General features: G+C 65.4%; 18 protein-coding genes. 3 read left to right on the top strand and 15 right to left on the bottom strand.

The genetic code is table 11. From position 1 onward, the window contains the following. Window positions 1-121 precede the first annotated feature (121 nt). Both FRC96_RS22240 and FRC96_RS14990 read right to left on the bottom strand, forming a co-directional pair. Window positions 122-919, bottom strand: a complete 798-nt coding sequence (locus tag FRC96_RS22240) for a hypothetical protein (RefSeq protein WP_230470314.1) — start codon at window positions 917-919, stop codon at window positions 122-124. A gap of 206 nt (window positions 920-1125) precedes the next feature. After that, window positions 1126-1998, bottom strand: a complete 873-nt coding sequence (locus FRC96_RS14990) for a hypothetical protein (RefSeq protein WP_146975578.1) — start codon at window positions 1996-1998, stop codon at window positions 1126-1128. 396 nt (window positions 1999-2394) lie between these two features. On the opposite strand from FRC96_RS14990, the gene FRC96_RS14985 reads away from it, so the two are divergent. Next, a complete protein-coding gene (locus tag FRC96_RS14985; RefSeq protein WP_146975577.1) occupies window positions 2395-3783 on the top strand; it encodes a hypothetical protein in 1389 nt (462 codons plus the stop codon). 477 nt (window positions 3784-4260) lie between these two features. Here FRC96_RS14985 and FRC96_RS14980 read toward each other — a convergent pair whose 3' ends face one another. From FRC96_RS14980 to FRC96_RS22235, 8 genes are all read right to left on the bottom strand, one after another. After that, complete coding sequence (locus FRC96_RS14980; RefSeq protein WP_146975575.1) at window positions 4261-4503, bottom strand: hypothetical protein; 243 nt, start codon at window positions 4501-4503, stop codon at window positions 4261-4263. Window positions 4504-4531: 28 nt separating this feature from the next. Next, the gene (locus tag FRC96_RS14975; RefSeq protein WP_146975574.1) at window positions 4532-6115 is read right to left on the bottom strand and encodes a polyamine aminopropyltransferase; all 1584 of its coding nucleotides are present in this window, start codon (window positions 6113-6115) and stop codon (window positions 4532-4534) included. Window positions 6116-6130: 15 nt separating this feature from the next. Next, window positions 6131-6562, bottom strand: a complete 432-nt coding sequence (locus FRC96_RS14970) for a DUF350 domain-containing protein (protein ID WP_146975572.1) — start codon at window positions 6560-6562, stop codon at window positions 6131-6133. Window positions 6563-6611: 49 nt separating this feature from the next. Further along, entirely contained in the window at window positions 6612-7733 is a 1122-nt protein-coding gene (locus FRC96_RS14965; protein WP_146975570.1) for a hypothetical protein, read from the bottom strand. 4 nt (window positions 7734-7737) lie between these two features. Then, complete coding sequence (locus tag FRC96_RS14960; protein WP_146975569.1) at window positions 7738-8274, bottom strand: DUF4178 domain-containing protein; 537 nt, start codon at window positions 8272-8274, stop codon at window positions 7738-7740. Between the two features lie 184 nt (window positions 8275-8458). Continuing rightward, entirely contained in the window at window positions 8459-9841 is a 1383-nt protein-coding gene (locus FRC96_RS14955) for a hypothetical protein (RefSeq protein ID WP_146975567.1), read from the bottom strand. Between the two features lie 182 nt (window positions 9842-10023). Further along, window positions 10024-11430, bottom strand: coding sequence for a hypothetical protein (locus FRC96_RS14950; protein ID WP_146975566.1), 1407 nt, complete (start codon window positions 11428-11430; stop codon window positions 10024-10026). Window positions 11431-11743: 313 nt separating this feature from the next. Further along, window positions 11744-12457, bottom strand: coding sequence for a MarC family protein (locus FRC96_RS22235; protein WP_230470293.1), 714 nt, complete (start codon window positions 12455-12457; stop codon window positions 11744-11746). A gap of 196 nt (window positions 12458-12653) precedes the next feature. Between FRC96_RS22235 and FRC96_RS14940 the strand changes: the two genes are divergently transcribed. Next, window positions 12654-13532, top strand: a complete 879-nt coding sequence (locus FRC96_RS14940; protein WP_230470292.1) for a hypothetical protein — start codon at window positions 12654-12656, stop codon at window positions 13530-13532. Window positions 13533-13843: 311 nt separating this feature from the next. Here FRC96_RS14940 and FRC96_RS14935 read toward each other — a convergent pair whose 3' ends face one another. The 5 genes from FRC96_RS14935 to phnD are packed head-to-tail and all read right to left on the bottom strand — an operon-like array spanning window position 13844 to window position 17776. Next, a complete protein-coding gene (locus tag FRC96_RS14935) occupies window positions 13844-14218 on the bottom strand; it encodes a hypothetical protein (protein ID WP_146975561.1) in 375 nt (124 codons plus the stop codon). A gap of 59 nt (window positions 14219-14277) precedes the next feature. Continuing rightward, entirely contained in the window at window positions 14278-15093 is an 816-nt protein-coding gene (phnE, locus tag FRC96_RS14930; RefSeq protein WP_146975559.1) for a phosphonate ABC transporter, permease protein PhnE, read from the bottom strand. Next, window positions 15093-15920 carry a phosphonate ABC transporter, permease protein PhnE gene (gene phnE, locus FRC96_RS14925; protein ID WP_146975557.1) on the bottom strand — a complete coding sequence of 276 codons (828 nt, stop codon included), beginning with the start codon at window positions 15918-15920 and terminating at the stop codon, window positions 15093-15095. Before phnE (FRC96_RS14925) ends, phnE (FRC96_RS14930) begins: the two co-directional genes overlap by 1 nt. Then, window positions 15917-16720, bottom strand: coding sequence for a phosphonate ABC transporter ATP-binding protein (phnC, locus tag FRC96_RS14920; protein ID WP_146975555.1), 804 nt, complete (start codon window positions 16718-16720; stop codon window positions 15917-15919). Before phnC ends, phnE (FRC96_RS14925) begins: the two co-directional genes overlap by 4 nt. 51 nt (window positions 16721-16771) lie before the next feature. Further along, window positions 16772-17776, bottom strand: coding sequence for a phosphate/phosphite/phosphonate ABC transporter substrate-binding protein (phnD, locus tag FRC96_RS14915; protein WP_146975553.1), 1005 nt, complete (start codon window positions 17774-17776; stop codon window positions 16772-16774). Window positions 17777-18057: 281 nt separating this feature from the next. Between phnD and FRC96_RS14910 the strand changes: the two genes are divergently transcribed. Further along, the gene (locus FRC96_RS14910) at window positions 18058-19569 is read left to right on the top strand and encodes a DegQ family serine endoprotease (protein WP_230470291.1); all 1512 of its coding nucleotides are present in this window, start codon (window positions 18058-18060) and stop codon (window positions 19567-19569) included. Window positions 19570-19656 lie beyond the last annotated feature (87 nt).

The raw sequence follows: 19656 nt of genomic DNA, 5'->3' as shown, positions 1-19656 counted from the left end.
GGCTACCGCGCGAGGGGGATGGGGTCAAAAGCGATGGTGGGTGCGTTGCACGATATAAAAAAACCGGCCCCCTTGAAGGGGCCGGTTTTTTAACCGATGCAAATGGTCTGGGAACGCCGCGTCAGGGTGCCTCGGCGAAGGTGACGACGTAGGTGTAGAGCGCGTCGTTCACCTCATGACAGGCATCATCGCCATCGCGCTCAGCACACGAGGGGCCGTCGGTGATGGTGACCTGAGCGGGGTCTTCGTGCCAGTCGATGGTGCCAGCGTACCACATCGCCTTGCTGACCTCGGGCGTGAGCTCCACCGAGTTCTCCCAGGCCAGCTCACCATCGAGGTAGACGCGGGCGTGGGCTCGGACGGCGAATCGGATGGTGTAGCCGTGGACCACCAGGTGGGTGCGCCCGGCGGTGGGGTGATCGTGCACGACCCATTCCGGGTAGTCGATAAAGCGACTTTCGAGCAGCAGCTCGGTCTCCATACGCTCACCATCCGGGGTGGGACTAAACCCGGCATGCGGGTTGCGGTAGCTCGTGCAGCCGTTCAGGTCGTCGAAGAGCGAAGCGTCGAGGGCGTGGCAGTAGAAGAGATCAAGGTCGGTAAGGGAGTTGATGTACGGGCTCGCGTCTTCATCCACGGGATCGACGCGCTCCCAGATCACCTCGATGAGGACGTCGCGTTCGGGCCGCGGAGGGGGATCCTGTGGGCGCCAGTCAGGCAGATCGTGGGGGGCGTCGGCATCGGAGGCGTCCGGGCCGGCGTCGGCGTCGGAGGCGTCTGGACCGGCGTCCTCGTCGGGCTGCACGTCGCAGGAGGCGTCGGGGCAGTCGTCGTTGGGGCTTTCGGCGTTTTCGGGCGTGCAGGCCGGGGCCACGATGAAGATGGCGAGGAGTATGGCAATCGGGAGGTTGGGGCGCATGGTAATTCTCGCTGGTGAGTTTAAGTGCTTGATTGTTAGGGGTTGTTACGCCGTGAGCTATCGTTGACGCTGTGTCTGCTGCATTGAGAGCACCGGGAGCTGCGTTGCAAAGCCTCGACGATGCTAAAGCATCGCCTGCGTTTTGCGCCTTGCTCGCGTCACGCTCAATCTCGCATTCATCAGCGTCAACTTCTGCTCACGGCGTATTAATCGGCGTCGATTTCGGCGCCATCGAGGAGCACCTCTTCGGCGTAGACGCCCTCATCGGCGCAGGCGCCAGGGGCTTCGGAGGTGCAGGGGGGCGGTTCGATGCGGGTCGGGTTCTGGGGGATATCGGGGTCGGCGGACCACGCGAAGATGGCGGCATACCAGGTCTGGTCGCGTTCGGTGAGGATTCTGGTGTCTTCCCAGATGCGTCGTCCCTCCAGGTACATGGTGAGTGTGGCGCGGGCGTCGTAGCCGCCGTAGTGGTAGCGCACGCCGACGTGGGTGCGGCCGGCCGGGAGCAGGGCGTGGCCGACCTGTTCGGCGACCCCGTCGCGGGTGGCGTCTTCGCCGGCGCGCACCGGGTAGGCTTCGCCATCGATGCGCCACTGGCTTATCGGGTTGCTCCAGGAGGCGCAGGCCTCGGTGTGGTGGCGGTCAAAGGTCTGACCGGGCGGGGCGAGGCAGGTGATAAGCTCCAGGTCGACGGAGCGGCTGACCAGGGGGCGCTCGTCGGTGAGGTGCTCCCACTCCAGGCGCACGACGAAGTCTTCGTCGAGCAGGGGGACTTCAAAGCCATCGGGAAGCGGCTGGAGGTAGCGGCCGGTGGGGTCAGTGGGATCGCCCGGATCGCCGGGGTCTGTAGGGTCCGTGGGGTCGCCCGGATCAGTGGGGTCGCCGGGGTCGCCGGGGTTTGCAGGGTCCGTGGGGTCGCTCGGATCAGTGGGATGGCCGGGCTCCTGGAACTCCCAGCCATCGCCCTCGACCAGGGTGTCGGGGCCATCATCGGGGCCGCAGCCCGCAGAGAGGAGAAGCAGCGCGCTGAAGAGCGCGCTTCCGATGCGGTGGAGCGCGTGGTGGGGGAGGAGGGGCATGGTGAGGGCTCGGTACGGATGAGGAACAGACAAACGTGCCGGGGGGCGAGCTGCCCCCCGGCTATTGTATGACTATGGAGTCAGAGTACCGAGATGGGGTGAGGAGTTCAACGGTGGGGCGTCGGGGGTTGCGGTGTGGGGAGGTTCGTGTGGGCGTGTGGTGGGGTGCGGGTTGAGGTTGGGTGGTTGTGTGGTGGTGGGGCGCCGGGGCTTGCGGTGTGGGGAGGTTCGTGTGGGCGTGGGGTGGGGTGCGGTCGTTGCATCTTGAAACGCGGCGTTGCCTGACGGGGGTCGGGGGGCGTGGTAGTGAGGGGACATCGTATTTTAGAGACTGGGCGTCCTCTGCTTTCGTGTGGTGAGGGGACGCCAGTGGATGAGGCTGCTTTGAGGGGAGCGATGATGCGCTGGAAAACGGTGAAGATGGCTTGGGTGATGGTGGCGTTGGCCGCGATGGTAGGGTGCAGCGGGGAGCCGGAGGGGCCGGCGACGCGAGATGACGCGGGCGTTGCGGTGGATGCGGGAGCGGGCGATGCCAACGTGGCGCGCGATGCGGGGGAGGATGCGAGTGATGCTGGCGGCCCAGGCGGCGGCGATGCGGGTGATGCTGACGAGGGGGAAGATGCCGGCGGGGGAGGTGATGCGGCCGATAGCGGGGAAGACGCGCAGCTCTGGGAGGGGCAGGGGGGCTATGAGGTGCGTGGGCCACAGGAGGCCGGGGCCCGCGTGGTGCTTGAGGTGGGGAGCGCGGCGGTGGGGTTTGGCGAGAAGCCCGGGGGCGGGCCGGCGCTCCTGTGGGATTTCGGGGATGAGGTCTATGTGCGCGGCGAGGCGGAGGGGTTTAACGCGGGGCTTGCGCATGGCGAGGAGGTGGAAGATTCGCCACTTTACGGCAAGGAGTCGCCCCGGGCCCGGCCGGTGTATCAGCGGGAGGGGGAGGGCTTGCGTTACCCCGGAGGTCCGGCGCATTACCTGGGGCCGGCCGGTGGCGGCCCCGAAGATCGCAAGAGCGGCGCGTACTTTATGGGGGTTGCGGCCACCGGAGGTAAGACCAGTGAGCCGGCGCCTTTTCGCGACGGGCGTTACTATTATGCGTCGCGGGTGCGTTACCCCCAGGGGCAGAACGACAACTCGCTGAAAACGATGCGGGGCTCTCAGCGCGACAGTCAGCAGGAGGGGTGGGGAGGCTCGGCGGCGGGCAACATCGCGAAGAATCAGTGGCAGTACAGCGAGGGAGGCACGCTCGTGTTTCCGCCGCCGATGGAGAACGGCTACCGGGTGCCGGTGTGGTCGTCTCGGCCCGAAGGGGATGTGACGCGTTGGCATCTGGAGGAGATGTTCATCGACCCCACCGGCGACACCGAGCCCGGGATGATCTTCAATGAGTGGCAGTACTGGTTTGCGGACACCGGACGCCAGATCTGGTTGCCGGCGATGAATCTCGGGCCCGACGAGGAGGAGCTGGGGCGCTATACGCCCAACACCCACTGGGATAGCACGCGGGGTTTCTACCATCAGGTGGGGCCGGAGCCGGCTGGCTACAACCAACCCGACTACATGTTTGGCGAGGTCTACGTCGATGGCAGCTGGCGACGGGTGGTGTTGACCGATGGTCCGGACTATCTGGAGAGCGCCCGGGTGGAGCTGCAGCGCATCGTGAGCTGGAGTGACGAGCGCATTGAGGTGGTGCTCAACCCCGGGTCGTTGCTGGAGGGGGAGGGGCCGCTCTATGTGCACTGGATCGACAATGACAACGTGGCAAGGCTTGCCGGGGTGTGGGCGCGGTGAGTAGGGCTCGGGGGGGCGCCGGGGGTTTGCGGTGTGGGGAGGAGCGTGAGGGCGTGGGGTGGTGTGCGGGTTGAGGTTGGGTGGTTGTGTGGTTGGGTGGTTGTGGGGCGCCGGGGTTTGCGGTGTGGGGAGGTTCGGGCGGGCGTGGGGTGGGTTGTGGTTGGGACGTGTCGGGGGGTGAGGGATGGGCTGGTGGGGGGTGACGTTTTCGTTGAACGTGTTTGACCAGGTTTCAGATGCGAATCGCCCGTCTTGCGACGAAATGCGTGTAAGGTGTTGATTTGGCTGGATAAAAAACGACCCACGGTCACCTCAACGGTGACCGTGGGTCGTTTTTGGAGGTCGGCAAAAAGAGGGGGTTGGGTACGGTTTTTGTTAAACGCGTTCAGCGAATATGCGTGGTGGTCGGGTGGGTTGTGGGGATAAGGTGTTGATATCGCTGAGAAATGATCGTCCCCGGGACGGGTTTGGGGGGTGTCATTTCCCGCCGTGCAACCCACCGCCGCGGAAGCCGCGGTTGCCCACGCTGCCCAGGCGCCCGGAGCGCGGGTAGGCGTGGCGGCCGTAGTAGACGACGTGCATGTCGCGGTGGCGGCGAGTGTACTCGCGCTCGTTGTCGGTGGGCGGGCTGTCGTCGGGGTTTGCGGCGACGGCGATGGCGGCGATGAAGAGAAAGAGGAGGCCGCAGAGCAGGCCGAGCCCGATGGCGTGTCCGTTCATAAGGGTGCCTTAAAAAGGTGGGGGCAGGTCAGTTCCAGCTGCGCCAGTCGTTACGAAAGTAGTCGATGAGCACCGGTCGCATCAAGGTGTTGGGCTCGACCTCCTGGCGACGCTGCAGATCAGGGGGGAAGTAGAAGAGCTCGTCATCGTGGTCGCTGTCGTAGAAGCGGCCTCTGAAGTCGCGCAGGGGCGCGGGGGGCACAAAGCCCGGGGAGGCCAGCGCAAAACCCCACTCGCCAAAACTCGGGACGTTGGCGTGAAAGGGGCGCGTCTGCCAGCCGGCGCGCTCCAGAGTGGCGATGGCGCCCCAGTAGGTGCGGTTGGCAAAGAAGGGGCTGCCGAGCTGGGCGACCATCAGGCCGTCGGGGGCCAGGAGCGCCTGCAGGCTTACGTAAAAGGTCACCGAGTAGAGCTTGGCCAGCGACTCGTGGTGAGGGTCGGGCAGATCGATAATGATGAGGTCGTAGGGCGGCTCATCGCGCGATTCAAACTCGCGCACAAAGTTAAAGGCGTCGACGTTAAGCACCTCTACCGGGAGCTTTTCAAAGGCCTGCTGGTTGAGCTCGCGCAGCATCGGGTGGTCGCGGCCCAGGCGCGTCATGGCCGGGTCGAGGTCGACCATCGTGATGTGCTCAATGCTCTGGTAGTGGCCCAGCTCGCGCAGCGCCAGGCCGTCGCCGCCGCCGAGCACCAGCACACGCTCGATGGTCTGAAGTCGGCTTGCCGCCGGGTGCACCAGCGCCTCGTGGTAGCGGTACTCATCGCGGGCGGAGAACTGCAGCGAGCCGTCGAGGAAGAGGCGGATGTCGTCGTCGCGCCTGGACATCACGATCTTCTGGTAGGGGGTCTGCTCCATAAAGACGATGGGGTCTTCATAGAGCTCGCGCTCCACCAGGCGCTCCATGGGGCGGTTGATGATCAGCGCGCCGCCGAGCAGCGCCAGCGCCAGCGCGCCCAGTGTGAGCATGGGGCGCGCGCGGGTGAGCATGGGGCGAAAGACCTGAAGCATCACCAGGGCGACGAGCACATTGAAGAGCCCGATGAGCAGCGAGGAGCCCATGATGCCGAAGACCGGGAGCAGCAAAAGGGGGAAGGCCACCCCGCCGACGAGCGCGCCCAGGTAGTCGACGCCCATCATCTGACCGACGCTTAAGCGCAGATCCTGGCGCAGCTCCTCGCTGATGCGAATCAGGAGCGGCATCTCCAGGCCTACCAGCGTGCCGAGCGTCAGGATCAGCACGACGCGCCCGATCTCGAAAAAACCGCCGATGGCATAGAGGTAAAAGAGCGCAAAGGCCGACAGCCCCCCCACAAGCCCCACCAGGATCTCGGTGAGCACGAAGACATCGACCAGGTGCGTCTTGACCCGCGTGGAGAGGAAGGCGCCCAGACCGTAGGCCGACATAAAGAGGCCGATGGTCATGGAGAACTGAAAGGTGCTGTTGCCCAGCAGGTAGGTGCTCACCGTGCCGACGATGAGCTGGTAGATGATGCCGCAGATCGAGACGGCACCCACGCTCAGGGCGACGATCGCAAGAAGCGTGCGCTGGCGGCCGCCCAGGGGTTGAGGGGAGGCCGCCTCGGTGGTCTCGGCGAGTTCGGGGGGGCTCATAGGACTTTGGGGCGCTTAGATGACGCCGTGAATGATCACGGCAAACGCGATGAAGTAGCTACCCTCAATCAGGCCGACGGCCAGGTTGTCTTCTTCGTGGATCTGCTTGTTGAAGTCGAAGGAGGTCGCCGCCACGAGGATGACGCGCCCGACCCAGAGCATCAAGAGGCCCAGCAAGAAGAGGCCGGCGACAAGCGCGATGTCGGCCCACAGCGTGCTCGCCATGCGATCGCCACCGACGAGCCCGTGCAGGATGATCGCCGCGGCGATCTGAAACATGCCCTTGCTGGCGCCGACGGCGGTGTTGCGGTCGCCGACGAGCTCGGCATTGACGTCGAAGGGCGCGATGACCTTGTAGGCGTAGCGCGCCAGCACCAGGGCGGCCATGCCGCCCAGGCTCCATCCGAGAATCTGTGTGATCAGTTGACCCAACTGTGCCATGTCCATGGGGGTTCCTCGTGCAGCGTGTGGTTATGGGGGCAGCCTCCAGGCGCGATCAGGCGCGGGGCTTTAACTCGATGATCTCGATATCCTTCCAGGTCAAAATCTCCATCAGGCTCCACTCATGCTCGCCACGGTCCTCATAGAGGAGGTGTTCGAGGATGAGGGCGCCGCCGGCGTGGATACGCGGGAAGGGGGAGGGCAAGTAAACCCAGGCTTTGTAGTTGCTTTGATAGGTCTCACCCTCAAAGCGGGTGGTCAGGCTGCCGCTGCCGCTGTTGTTGCGGTCGAGCGAGAGCGTGGTGTTGCGCACGCGCACCCAGCGCTGGTTGTGGGCCTGCTGGCTGACGCTGGCGAGCTCGTCGGGGCTGAGTTCGAGCCAGTGCAGCATGTAGCGGTGGTTGCGATAGCAGTCGTCGCCCTCGCTGTCGGTGTACTCTTCTTCGTAGGTCTCGATGGCGATGAAGTGCTCTTCACCCCGGTGATTTTGCAGCCGGAGCTCGTAGCCGGTCTCCTCGCCAGGCTCGCGGTGCTCGCGCACGTCGACCACGGTGAGCAGCTCTCCGCGGAGCTTGAGTTTGGAGCCGGAGCCCATCTTCTCAAGGTGTTTGCGGGTGACTTTGGTGCGACCGTTGGCCACATACGCCGCCACGCCGATGAAGATGAGCAGCCCCAGCCAGAAGGGCCAGGAACCCACAATGCGCGGTTTGCTGCGCAGGATCTGAACCTTGAAGGCGGCCGCCGGCACCGCGCGGGCGCTGAATAGCGTGATCTGCGGGCTGTAGGTGCCGGCGTCGGGCACGCGGAAGTTAAACTGCGTGCGGGCGTTCTGCTCGTCCCAGGTGCCCGACTCGCCACCTTCGCGCCAGACGCCGGTCTCGCGCCAGTAGGAGTCTTCGAGCTCCAGAAGTTCTTCGCCATCGCTGTTGAGCACCGCCGCGCCCACGTCCATCGCGCCGTTCACCGGCATGGGCATCGCGTAGAGGATGTTGAGCGTGTACATGCGCTCGGGGTCGAGCTCCAGGCCGATGAGCTTCTGCGGGGTGTTGAGCTCGGCGAAGTTGGCCGTCTCGTTGTAGATCAGCGTCTTGCGCTCGCCCATCATGCCGTAGATGGCACCGACCAGGCAGAAGAGCGCAAAGAAGGCGGGGATAAGTGGGCGGTCTCGGATCGTCATGGTCTCAGTCCGGCTGGGCCATCAAATCGAGCGAGGCGGCGTTGACCGGCTCGCCAACCATCACTTCATATTCACTCTCGCCCCAGCGTTGCACGCTGAGACGCTTGCCGCCCTCGCCCTCGTAGTCCCAGGAGTAGGCGGTGGTGCGCGTCTCGCTGCCGCTCTCGCGGCTGATCTTGGCGTCGCTGGTGCCTTTCTCGGTGAGGCGAAAGAGCTGGCCGAGGTACTCGATCTCTTCGGGGGGCTCCTCGTTGAGCGTAAGATCGGCCGGACGGTAGAGGGCCACTTCCAGCTCGTCGTCATCTTCGACCGAGAGCCAGATGTGGGCGTCATCACCGCCGTAGAGCTTGTAGTCGTGCCAGAAGAAGCCGTTGGCATGATTCACGATGCGCTGGTTGACGATGTAGGTCTGATCGAGGTGCACGACCACATCGCCGACGCGCAGGCTGCTCAGGTTGACGTCGCGCCCCGGGGGCAGTTGTCGCGGCTCGGGACGTTTCCCAAAGAGCGCGGCGAAGAAGCGTTTGAACCAGGCTAGCATCACAGCTCCGGGCAAGAATGGTGCACGAACACGAGAGGGTTGCGGGTATCACGCGCGGTCCCCCGGGTGCAAACGACGTCCAGCAAAAGGGGCAGCCGCGGGGGCGCGCTTCAGGGTGACCGAGGGTCGGCGGAAGGCCTCGGGTGATGCGGTCGATCGCGCGCTCCGTGGAGGCAGAATAACGTCAGCGGTCGAGCTCGTAGACCATGATCACCGGCGGGTTGGAGTAGGTGCCCTCACGGTCGGCCCGCTGGGCGGTGAGGTAGAGCAGGCCGCGCTCGGCGTCGAAGGCGCCACCGCCGATGGTGTTGGTGTTAAAGGGGATCTCCAAGGGGCCGTGGGCAACGGGGCGCACCTCATGAGGGAGCTTCTCGCCAGCTTTGACCTCGAGCAGATCGTCGATGTCGAAGGCCCAGAAGAAGGGGCTGTAGTCGGTGACGTTGTTGGCGCAATAACCGCCGCAGTTGGAGCTACCCCCCTCGGGGGTGCATTTGTAGCAGACGCCGGTCTCGTGGCCGCCGGAGTGGCCGATGACCAGATACGTGCGCGATCCCGGCGGGATAAACCCGAAGGTGGCCCGTGAGAGGTGTGTCCAGATGTCGTTTGTGCCGTCGGTGTTGTTCATGTCCTCGTGCAAGGGATGGGTGAGGCTGAAGTCCATCAGCGCTTCGGTGGGCACCTTATCGGAGGGGGGCGCGGTCAGGGCCGCCGGGTCGAAGGTGAAGAAGGAGGGGCCGATGCTCGCGCGGCCGTGAATGGGGATGCCGCCCGAGGATCCGGTCAGATGCGTGGCGCCGAGCTCCGCCTGCAGCTCTTCGGGGATGGGCATGACCCAGCCATTGGCGTGCGCGCGGCCTTCGAATTCATAGTATCCGTCCACCGCCGAGCCCTCCAGATCGTCGGGGTCGCGCAGCATTAACGTGGTGTGGGTGTTGTCGGCCGGGGCGTCGTAATATTCGTACGCGTGAATGAGGAGATCGTAGCCTTGGCCTTCGCCATCTTCGATGAAGGCCAGGCCGCCGATGCGGTCGATCGACTGGGGGTTCTCCGCCCGGTTAAGCACGCTGGCAAAGCCCTGCAACGGCGCCTGGGCCATGTTGAGTTCGGCGACCACGGCGCTGTCGACGAGCTCGGGGATCGTGAACTCGGCGATGGCCTGCTGGTAGGTGTGGCCCACAAGAAAGACCGAAGGACGCTCGGGGTGCAGCGCAATGGGGCCTTCGGAGTAGTTCATCGAGGAGTTGCCGAACTCACCGGCCGGAACGCGAAAAGCCCCGACGAAGTTGAAGTCGTCGGGGGTGACGCGCGCATCGTCCGGGTCGGGTTGTTGCGCGTCCTGGCCACTATCGTTGACATCTTGTTCGACATTTTCTTCGACGTCTTCTTCGGTGTCAGGCGTTTCTGCATCCGGTGAGGTGCTCTCGGTGTCCTGGAGGCTACCGGTGTCCGGCGACCGATCGTGTGCAGGGTCGTTGTCACCGTTGCACGCAGAGAGCGTGGAGGCGGTAAGCAGGGAGGCAAGGAGCAGGGCGAGGATGTGACGATTCTGCGATGGAACGGGGCGCATGATCACTCTCCCGGCAGTCTGGGGGGCGTAGAACAGGGGCATGGGGGCTCAGGGCGTTGCGAACGCGGCGCGGCTCACGAGATGGAAACGCGCCGGGAGCAGGCCGTGGTGAGCTGACCCAGGGTCGCCGGAGGTCCTTTGTTCATGCGGCCGGCCGCTTTCGGGTGCGCGGTGAAGGGCGCTCAGCGGTCGTAGGAGTAGACCATGATCACCGGTGGATTTAAGAACTCGCGTTCGCGGTCGGCCCGCTGGGCGGTGAGGTAGAGCAGGCCGCGTTCGGAGTCGAAGGCGCCGCCCCCGATGGAGTTGGTGCTAAAGGGGATCTCAAAGGGTCCGTAAGCGAAGGGGCGCACCTCATGCGGCAATTTTTCCCCGGCCTTGACGTCGAGCAGGTCGTCGATGTCGAAGGCCCAGAAGAACGTCGCGTAGTCGGTGGCGTCGCGCGCGCAGTTTCCCGCACATGTGGAGGTGCGGCCTTCCGGGATGCACTTGTAGCAGACACCGCTCTGATGACCGCCGGACTTCCCGATCACGAGGTAGGTACGCGAGCCGGGTGGGATGAATCCGAAGGTGGCTCGTGAGAGGTGCGTCCAGATGTCGTTGTCGCCCTGGTCGTTGTTGAGGTCATGGTGGAGCGGGTTTGCCAGGCTGTAGTCCAACAGCGCCTCGGTCGGGATCTCCTCGGAGGGTGGGGCGGTGAACGCCGCCGGCTCGAAGGTGAAGAAGGTGGGGCCGATGCTCGCGCGGCTGTGAATGGGGTAGCCGCCCGAGGAGCCGGTCAGGTGCGTGGCGCCCAGCTCCTGCTGCAGCGCTTCGGGGATGGGGGTGACCCAGCCGTTGGTGTGCGCGCGGCCTTCGAGCTCATAGAAGCCGTCTACGGCGGAGCCCTCCAGGTCGTCGGGGTCGCGCAGCATCAGCGTGGTGTGGGTTTTGTCAGCCGGGGCGTCGTAGTACTGCCAGGCGTGAACCAGGAGATCATAACCCTCGCCATCCTCCAAAAAGGCCATGCCGCCGAGTCGATCGAGCCTCTGGGGGTTGTCCAGACGGTCGAGTACGCTGGCAAATCTCTGGACCGGCCTCTCGGCGGTGTTGAGCTCGGTGAGCACGGAGCTGTTGACCAGGTCGGGAATGGTAAACTCGGCGATGGCCTGGTCGTAGTTATGGCCGACCAGAAAGACCGAGTTGCGTTCCGGGTGCAGCGCGATTGGTCCCTGGGAGAAGTTCATTGAGGAGGCACCAAACCGGCTCGCAGGCACGCGAAATGCGCCCACGAAGCTGAAGTCGTCCATGGTCACGCGCGGGTCTTCGGGGTCAGGCTGCGCTGCGTCGCCGCTATCCTCACCGTCGTCGACATCAGGCGTCTGAGTGTCGGGCGGGTCTGAGTCGTGCGCATCTGCGTCGGGCGAAGGTGCGTCGGCGTCCTGGTGCTCTCCGGTGTCGGGTGAGGGTGTTTGCCCGGGGGCGTCGTCACCGCTGCATGCGCTGAGTGCACAGGCGGTGAGCAGGGCGCTGAGGCGCAGCGCGAGGCGATGGTGGCTTTGAGTAGGGTTCGGGTGCACGGCGTTCTCCCCGCAGGTGGGGAGGGTCAATCAAAGCTCCCCGGGTCGGTCTGGCTCGAAGGTTGGGGGGAGGTTAGGAGATTCGCGGAGGTTTGAAAAGAGGGGGGCGATTGAGGGTGGGTCGGAGTGACCGTGGGTCGAGGTGACCGAGGGTCGAAGTGATCAAAAATCGATCGGAGTGACCGAGGGTCGGTCGGAGTGACCGAGGGTCGGTCGAAGCCGTGTGATTGTGCGGGTGTCGAGGGTCGGTCGGAGTGACCGAGGGTCGGTGGGAGTGACCGAGGGTCGGTGGGAGTGACCGAGGGTCGGTCGGAGTGACCGAGGGTCGGTCGAAGGTGCGTGATTACGTGCCGATCTCGAAAAAACCTTTGATGCCGGTCAGTGCGATCTGCACGCCCATGGCGACCACGATCAGGCCCATAAAACGGGTGCCGATGTCGCGGTAAAAGCTCGACGACTCGTCCTCCTTGGCGGGGGAGGTGTCGACAGGGGCACCTTCGCCGGCGGGGCTGCTTTTTGAGGGGGCCTTCCTGGCCGGTACAAAGAGCGTGATCCAGAGCAGGGCGCAGGTCACTCCGACGGCGATCAAGGCCGTCAGGGGTAGGGTCTGTTGGCTTTGTGCTGCCAGGGTGATGACGCCGGTGATGGGGCCGGGGCCGGCTGAGAAAAGGATCAGGGGAGTGAGCGAGGCCTGGTGAATCGCGCGCTCGGAGTCAGGCTCGGCGGGCTCTGGCGAGGAGTGAGCCCCGGTCTTCTGCGCGGGGTCGGGGTTGGTGGGGGTCTGACGCCCGCCCAGCATCGCCGCGCCGATGCCGACCAGCACCGCGCCGCCGGTCACCGAGAAGGCGTCGATGGAGACGCCGAACATCTCCAGGATGCGCGTGCCCAGGAGGGCGGCCCCGGCGAGGATCACCACGGTGGCAAGCGCGACCTGGGCGGCGTCTTTCAGCTGTGTTTCCCGAGGTTGGTCCTGCTCGATGTTGGCAAACATCGCCAGACACACCAGCGGGTTGACCAGCGAGATCATCGTGATGATGCCCTGCAGTATGGTGTCCAAGACAACCTCGCGCCGCGATGGGTGATGAGCGTTCGTGTCAGGGGGCTCCTCTAAAGGTGGGGCGTTAGGACGCCCGAACAAGTCGGCGGGGCGGTTGTGGTGGGCCTGGCGAGCAGCTACGGTATGCCCCATTGGAGTGATGTCGCGTCGGGCAGGTTGTCCGCGACCGGGTGAATACTGGCGAGCGAGGATGGTGATGAAAGGAACAGGTCGGTTTGTGTGGTTCGCAGTGGTGGCAATGGGCCTGGGAGGGGCGTGCTCCGGCGACGACACCAACCGTCGCGCTTCAAATGACGTGGGAGAGGTCGACGCTGGCGTAGATTCAGGCGATGGCGGGCTTTTCGAGGATCCGCAGGAGGAGCCCGGCGATCTGGGGCAGCCCTGCGATCTGATCTGCAACCTCTCGACCTGCATCGATGTCAGCGACGCGTGTGAAGGGGGCGTCTGCGTCTCCCATCAGGAGCTCGGCGGCTCGTACTGCAGCCGACTCTGTGTGGAGAGCTGCGCGCCGGGCTACACCTGCCAGCAGACCGAAGACGAGAGCGGACCGGCCTGTCTGAGCAATGCGCCGGAGTGCGGCAACGGCAGGGTGGAGTTCGGCGAAGTCTGTGACGGGGAGGAGGGGTGCGCGGAAGATTGCCTGAGCGTTGAGGAGCCGGTGGAGGAGCCGGAGGTCTCCGGGGGAAGCGTGACGATGTCGCTCTACGGAGGGGAGCCTCAGACGGTCAGCGGGGATGCGCCGGCGGTTCGGGCGGAGCTCTCGTTCGGGCGGCTCTTTGTTTCAAGCTCGCTCAACGCGATCACCTTCGGCATGGATCTTCCCGAGGCCGGGAGCGAGGTGCCTGTGGAACAGCCCCTGGAGGCCGGTCTTATCGAGAACGTCGGGGGCACCACCTGCTCGTACAACGCTTCGACGATGGCGAATATCAGCGCGTTCGATGAGGCTGCTCAGACGATCGCCGGGAGCGCTGCGTTTACGCTCTTTTGCCAGAGTGGGATCTGCGGGAGCGAGTGTTCGCCGACGATCGATGTGGAACTCGAGTTTGATGTGCGGTGGGTGGAGCTGGAGGAGTAAGGTGCGGGGCGTGGGGGGGGGCGCGATGTGGGGAGTCGCCGCGTGGGTTCGGGGGGGCGCGTGGTGTGGTTATGTAGTTATGAGGTTATGAGGTTGTGTGGTTGTGGGGCGCCGGGGTTCGCGATGTGGGGAGGTTCGTGTGGGGGTATGGGGTTCGTGTGCCGGGGGAAGGTGCGAGGTGACCGAGGGTCGCGGGAGGTCCGGTGTTTATGCGGGTGCGAGGTGACCGAGGGTCGCGGGAGGCCCCGTGTTTATGCGGGTGCGAGGTGACCGAGGGTCGCGGGAGGTCCCGTGTTTATGCGGGTAAAACGTCACTCTGTGGCGTCGAGTTGCAGCAGGGCGTGGGTGGTGGTGCCGCAGAAGAGCTCGATGAGCGTGGTGCGCTCCACGATGACCGGGCGACATCCGCTGGCGGCTACATCGCCGAAGTCGCCCTCACCGCTGGCATGCAGGATGGAGAAAATGCAGTCGGAGCGGCCCGGAGCCTCCCAGCAGACGTCGACGTTCTGGCCGACGCGCAGGTCGGTGTCGGGGGTGGCGCGTAGCGTTGCGGGCTCTGCGACGGCCGGTGTTTGGGTGGGGGCGGCTGGTTCGGATGGGGAGGTTGTCGCGCGTTGTTGTGACGAGGGGGAGTCGCAGGCGACGAGCATCAGGGCAGATAGAAGGGCTGCGCGAATCATGAGCATGGGGAGGCCGGGCTGTGGAGAACCTGTGGGAAGGGGCCAGGGGATGCTCCTCACGGGACTCAGATCACCGCCGCGCGCGCTTTGGCCGAGACCCACTCCGAGAGCACGACCGTGGCCAGGATCACCAGGAAGATCACGCTGACCCGGCTCCAGGCCAGGGTGTCGATGGCGCCCTGAAGGGCCATCCCGATGCCGCCGGCACCGACGAGCCCCAGCACGGTGGCCTCGCGGATGTTGATATCCCAGCGGTAGACCGAGATGCCGGCGAAGGCCGGGGCGATCTGCGGAATCACGCCGAAGGTGAGCACCTGAAGGCGGCTCGCGCCGGTGGAGGAGACGGCTTCGACGGTGTGGGCGTCGATCTCCTCGATGGCCTCGTAGAGCAGTTTGCCGCAAAAACCCACCGATCGCAGCGCGATGGCGATGATGCCGCTGAGCATCCCCGGGCCGAAGATCACCACCAGCATCAGCGCCCAGATGATCGAGTTCACCGAGCGCGAGGTCACCAGCAGCGCCAGCGCCACCGGACGCACGAAGACCTTTGAGGGGGTGGTGTTATTCGCCGCCAGAAAGGCCAGTGGCGAGGCGATCATCACGCCCAGGATGGTGCCCAGGGTGGCGATGTGGATGGTGTCGACCACCGGTCCCCAGAGCTCGGCGATGTAGCCGAGTTGCGGGGGCCACATGCGCATGGCGAGGTCCGCGCCTTGCATCGGCGCCGAGCCCACAAACTCCCAGGTGGTCTGATCGCTGATGATCTTTGCGCAGAAGACCACCAGCGCGGCCACGGCCAGGGTGACGCCAAAATGCTGCCAGGCGGCTTTGCGGTCACGGCGGCGCCAGATGCGGGTATCGCCTTGCTGCTCAACGGGCATCACAGAACCTTTCGACGGATGGCGCCGGCGATGTACTCGGCGATAAAGACGGTGGTGATGATGAGGATCAAGATGGCCGAGACGGCCTCAAACTCGTAGCGATCAAAGGCCGTGGTCAGCGTCGCGCCGATGCCGCCGGCGCCGACGATGCCGATGACAGCCGACTCGCGGAAGTTGATGTCCAGGCGGTAGAGCGAGAGGCCGATAAAACGCGGCATGATCTGCGGAAGCACCGCGTAGACGACCCGCTGCAGCCAGGAGGCCCCGGCGGATTCCACGGCTTCGACGGCGTTCCACTGAATGGCCTCAATGTCTTCGGCGATGAGCTTGCCTAAAAAGCCGATGGTGGAGACGACCAGGGTGACCACGCCGGCAAAGGGGCCGAAGCCGAACATCGCCACGAGCATGATCGCCAGGATGATCTCGTGAAAGGCGCGCGTGCCGGCAAGAATCGCGCGGCAGACCAGGTAGACCGGGCGGCTGGCCAGGTTGCGCGCCGCGCCCAGACCCAGGGGCACCGAAAGCGCGATGCCGGCCACGGTGGCCACCACCGTCATCGTGAGGCTCTCCAGGATGCCGGCGCGGATGTCGCTCCAGCGCGTAAAGAAGTCGGGCGAGAGCGCGGCAGCAAAGAAGGTGCGCGCACGGGTCATGCCTTCAAAGAGGCGCCCGACGTCGACCTCGACCGATGAGAGCGCCCACAGCAGGTAGAGGCTCGCGCCGATGTAAAGCGCCCAGCGGGTGCGCGGGTTGGCGATATGCGGGGGGCGGCGCCAGCGACGCGGCGCGCCGGCGGTCGGCGGCGTTGTGGGAGGGGCAGTGCTCACGCGGCGACCCCGTCATCTTCAGCCGGCGCTGCCGCCTGGTCGCTCTCGGCGTCTTTGTTCCAGTCTTCGCCGCCGTAGATCTCGGGGAGCACCGCGTCGGTGAGTTCTTGCGGCTTGCCATCGAAGACGACGTTTCCGGCCTGCAGCCCGACGATGCGGTCGGTGTAGGCGCGGGCCAGGGGCACGTCGTGGATGTTGATGATCGCGGTGAGGTTATGCGCTTTGCACAGATCGCCGAGAAGCTGCATGACCTGGCGTGCGGTGCGCGGGTCGAGGCTTGCGGTGGGCTCGTCGACCAGCAGAAGCTCGGGCTGCTGCATCAGGGCCCGGGCGATGCCGACGCGCTGGCGCTGGCCGCCGGAGAGGGCGTCGGCGCGGCGGTCGTGAAGCCCTTTGAGGCCCACCGTCTCCAGAAGCTCAAAGGCGCGATCGACGTCGGCCTGAGGAAAGCGCCGCATCCAGCTCTGCCAGAAGCTCACATAACCCAGGCGGCCGCTTAAGACGTTCTCCATCACCGTGAGTCGGTCGACCAACGCATAGTCTTGAAAGATCATCGCAATGCGCCTACGCGCTCGCCGCAGCTCCCCGCGCGAGAGGGTGGTCAGCTCCTGCTCACCGAGCTTCACCGAGCCCGATGTGGGCTCGACCAGGCGGTTGATGCAGCGGATCAGCGTCGATTTGCCGGCGCCCGAGGGGCCGATCAGCGCGACGAGCTGTCCGGTGGGCACCTCCAGATCGACGGAGGGCAGCGCTACAAAGCCGTCCGGGTAGCGTTTGTGCAGGCCTTTGAGGGTGAGCATCGCAATAACCTCAGTGAGAGGAGCAGAAGTTGCCGCCAGATCGCTCAACGATCACTGGCAGGAGTAGCCGGGCTTGAAGACCTGGTCGATCTGGCGAATCACCTCCCAGTGATCTTTGTAGGAGATGGGAATGAAGCCGTCTTCGTCGGGGAACTCCCGGTCCAGCACCGAGCCCTCCCAGGGGAAGCTGAAGAAGGCGTCGCGGATGGCCTGCTCCAGCTCCGGGTGCAGGTTGTAGGCGACGCCAAAGCCGGTGGTCGGGAAGGTCTTGGAGCGGTAGAGCACGCGGATCTGATCGCGGGGCACTTTGCCCTGATCAAAGAGGCGGTCGGTGACCACGTTGGCGACCGCCGCGGCGTCGTAGTCCTGATTGAAGACGCCTAAGAGCGAGTTGTCGTGACGTCCGGAGTAGGCCGCCTCGAAGTCGCGTCCAGCCTGCAAGTCGAACTCCGAGCCGAGCAAGGCCGAGGGTGCCTTGAACCCGGAGTTGGAGGTCGGGGAGGTAAACGCCAGGGTGCGGCCTTTGAGCTCGTCGACGGTGGTGATGCCGCTGTCGACATGCGTGATGAGCTCCATCTCGTAGCCAAAGGAGCCATCTTCGGCGGCCATCATCGCCAGGGGCTTAAAGCCTGCGCAGTTGACCGCCAGGGGGAGACTCCCGGTGTTGAAACCCGCGATGTGCAGGCGTCCGGCGCGCATCGCCTCGATCTGGGCGGCGTTGGAGCCCACGGGAAAGAACTGCACCTCTTTGCCCGTCTCGCGCTCCAGATGCTCCAGAAAGCCGTCCCAGACCTGGCGGTACTGCGCCGGATCTTCAACCGGGGTGTAGGCGAAGATCAGCGTGTCCGGGTTGAGCCAGCGCAGCCCCTCGGGGTCGCGGTCGGCCACGAGATCGCCGTCGCGGTCGCAGAAGCGCGGCCGGTCGAGCTGGCCCTCGAGACACTCGCCATCAACCCAGTCGCCGACGCGTTCGCAGCCGGCGGTGGCGACAAGCGCGCCGAGCAGCGTGGCCAGAGCCAGGGATCGGCGAAGCGGGCGGCGAGTGCGGTGCGTCATGGGCTACGTCGTGGGGAAAGCGGTGATGGTCTGCGGGGTGTTATAGCGCAGCCGGGCCCGCTCGCCAATGTGGCTTCGATGGTGCGCGGGATGACGCACGCGCTCAGAGGGCATGACGAGGTTGGGCGCGCGCATCGGACGCATATCGGGAGCCGGGGGGATGCCGGGGGGCGGGAATGATTTTAAATTATTGTCGCGTTGAACACCCGCCATGGCCAGATCCCGTACGGCGGCTGGCCGAGATGATGTTGAACCCTGTGTTGAGACGGGAGGAAGACCCCATGCGAAGAGCACCTTGGATGATCGCGATGTTGGCGGCCACCGGCGTGGCCTGTTTTCAACCGGAGACGAGCCCCGACCCGGCGGTCAGCGCGCCCGGCGTCGAAGAGGCCAGCGTGGAGGTGGCGCCCCATCCCGATGAGGCGGCAGGCGCGGCAGGGCACGACCTGCGGGTGAGCGGCTCCGAGATGGCCATGCGCCTGGAGCTCCCCGATGTGGTCGAGAAGGTGATGCCCTCGGTGGTGGGCATCAACACCGAGCGCAGCGTGCGGCAGATGGCCTCGCCATTCGGGCGCTCTCCCTTTGGCGGCCACCCCTTCTTCGGGCCGCGGGGGATGCCGCAGCAACCTCAGGAGCGCGTGCAGGAAGGCCTGGGAAGTGGCGTGATTGTGGACGCTGAGGGCATCGTGCTCACCAACAACCACGTCATCGAAGGCGCCGACACCATCCGCCTGACCCTCAACGACGGGCGAGAGTTTGAGGCCGAGGTCGTGGGCTCCGATCCGCAGAGCGACATCGCCGTGCTGCGCTTCAAAGACGCGCCCGACGACCTCAAAGCGATTGAGTTTGGTGACTCTGACGCGCTTCGCCTGGCGGAGTCGGTGGTGGCCATCGGCAACCCCTTCGGGCTCTCCAGCACCGTGACCTTAGGCATTGTGTCGGCGAAGGGCCGGGGCAATATGGGGATTGTCGACTATGAGGACTTCATTCAGACCGACGCGGCGATCAACCCGGGCAACTCCGGCGGGGCGCTGGTGAACCTGCGCGGGGAGCTTGTGGGCATCAACACGGCGATCCTCTCCAAGAGCGGCGGCTACCAGGGCGTCGGGTTTGCGATCCCCTCGAAGATGGCCCGTGGCATCATGGAGAGCCTGGTGGAAACCGGAAAGGTCAGCCGCGGCTGGCTCGGGGTGATGATCCAGGAGCTGACCCCGGAGCTTGCCAGCGCGCTGGAGATCCCGGAGAGCGCGCGCGGGGTGGTCGTCTCGGACGTGCAGCCTCAGAGCCCGGCGGCGCGCGCCGGTTTGCAGCGCGGTGACCTGATCACGAGCATTGCCGGGCGCAGCGTGAGCTCTCCCGGGGAGTTGAAGAACCGCGTGGGCATGGCTCAGCCGGGTACCGAGGTGGAGGTCGCCTATCTTCGCGAGGGTCAGGCTATGAAAGGTCGCCTGGAGCTCGGCGCGCTGGAAGATGCGGCCGGTGTGGCCAGCGCTCCGGGCTTTGCGCCCTCGCCAGTCGAAGGGCTGAGCCTGCAGGCCCTCAACGATGAGCTGCGCGCGCAGCTTCGCGTACCCCCGGCGCTGCGCCAGGGGGTGGCGGTGACCGAGGTTGCGCCGGGGAGTGAGGCGGCGCGTCTGCGCCTTCGCCCCGGGGATGTGATTCTGGAGGTCAACCGCCGCCCGGTCTCCTCACCGGCCGACGTCTCCCAGCTCTGGCAGACCTCGCGTGGGCAGGTGCTGGTGCTGCTCTACCGTCAGGGGGCGACGATCTTTATGACGCTGCCGGCGAACTAAGCGTCGACGAGGGATCTGCGACCTCGATGAGGCACCGGGCGACATGACAGAAGCCCGCCGCGACGCTCGCGGTGGGTTTTTTTGATC

The organism is Lujinxingia vulgaris, assembly GCF_007997005.1.
GTDB lineage: Bacteria > Myxococcota_A > Bradymonadia > Bradymonadales > Bradymonadaceae > Lujinxingia.
This window is presented reverse-complemented; position numbering and strand designations above follow the sequence as displayed.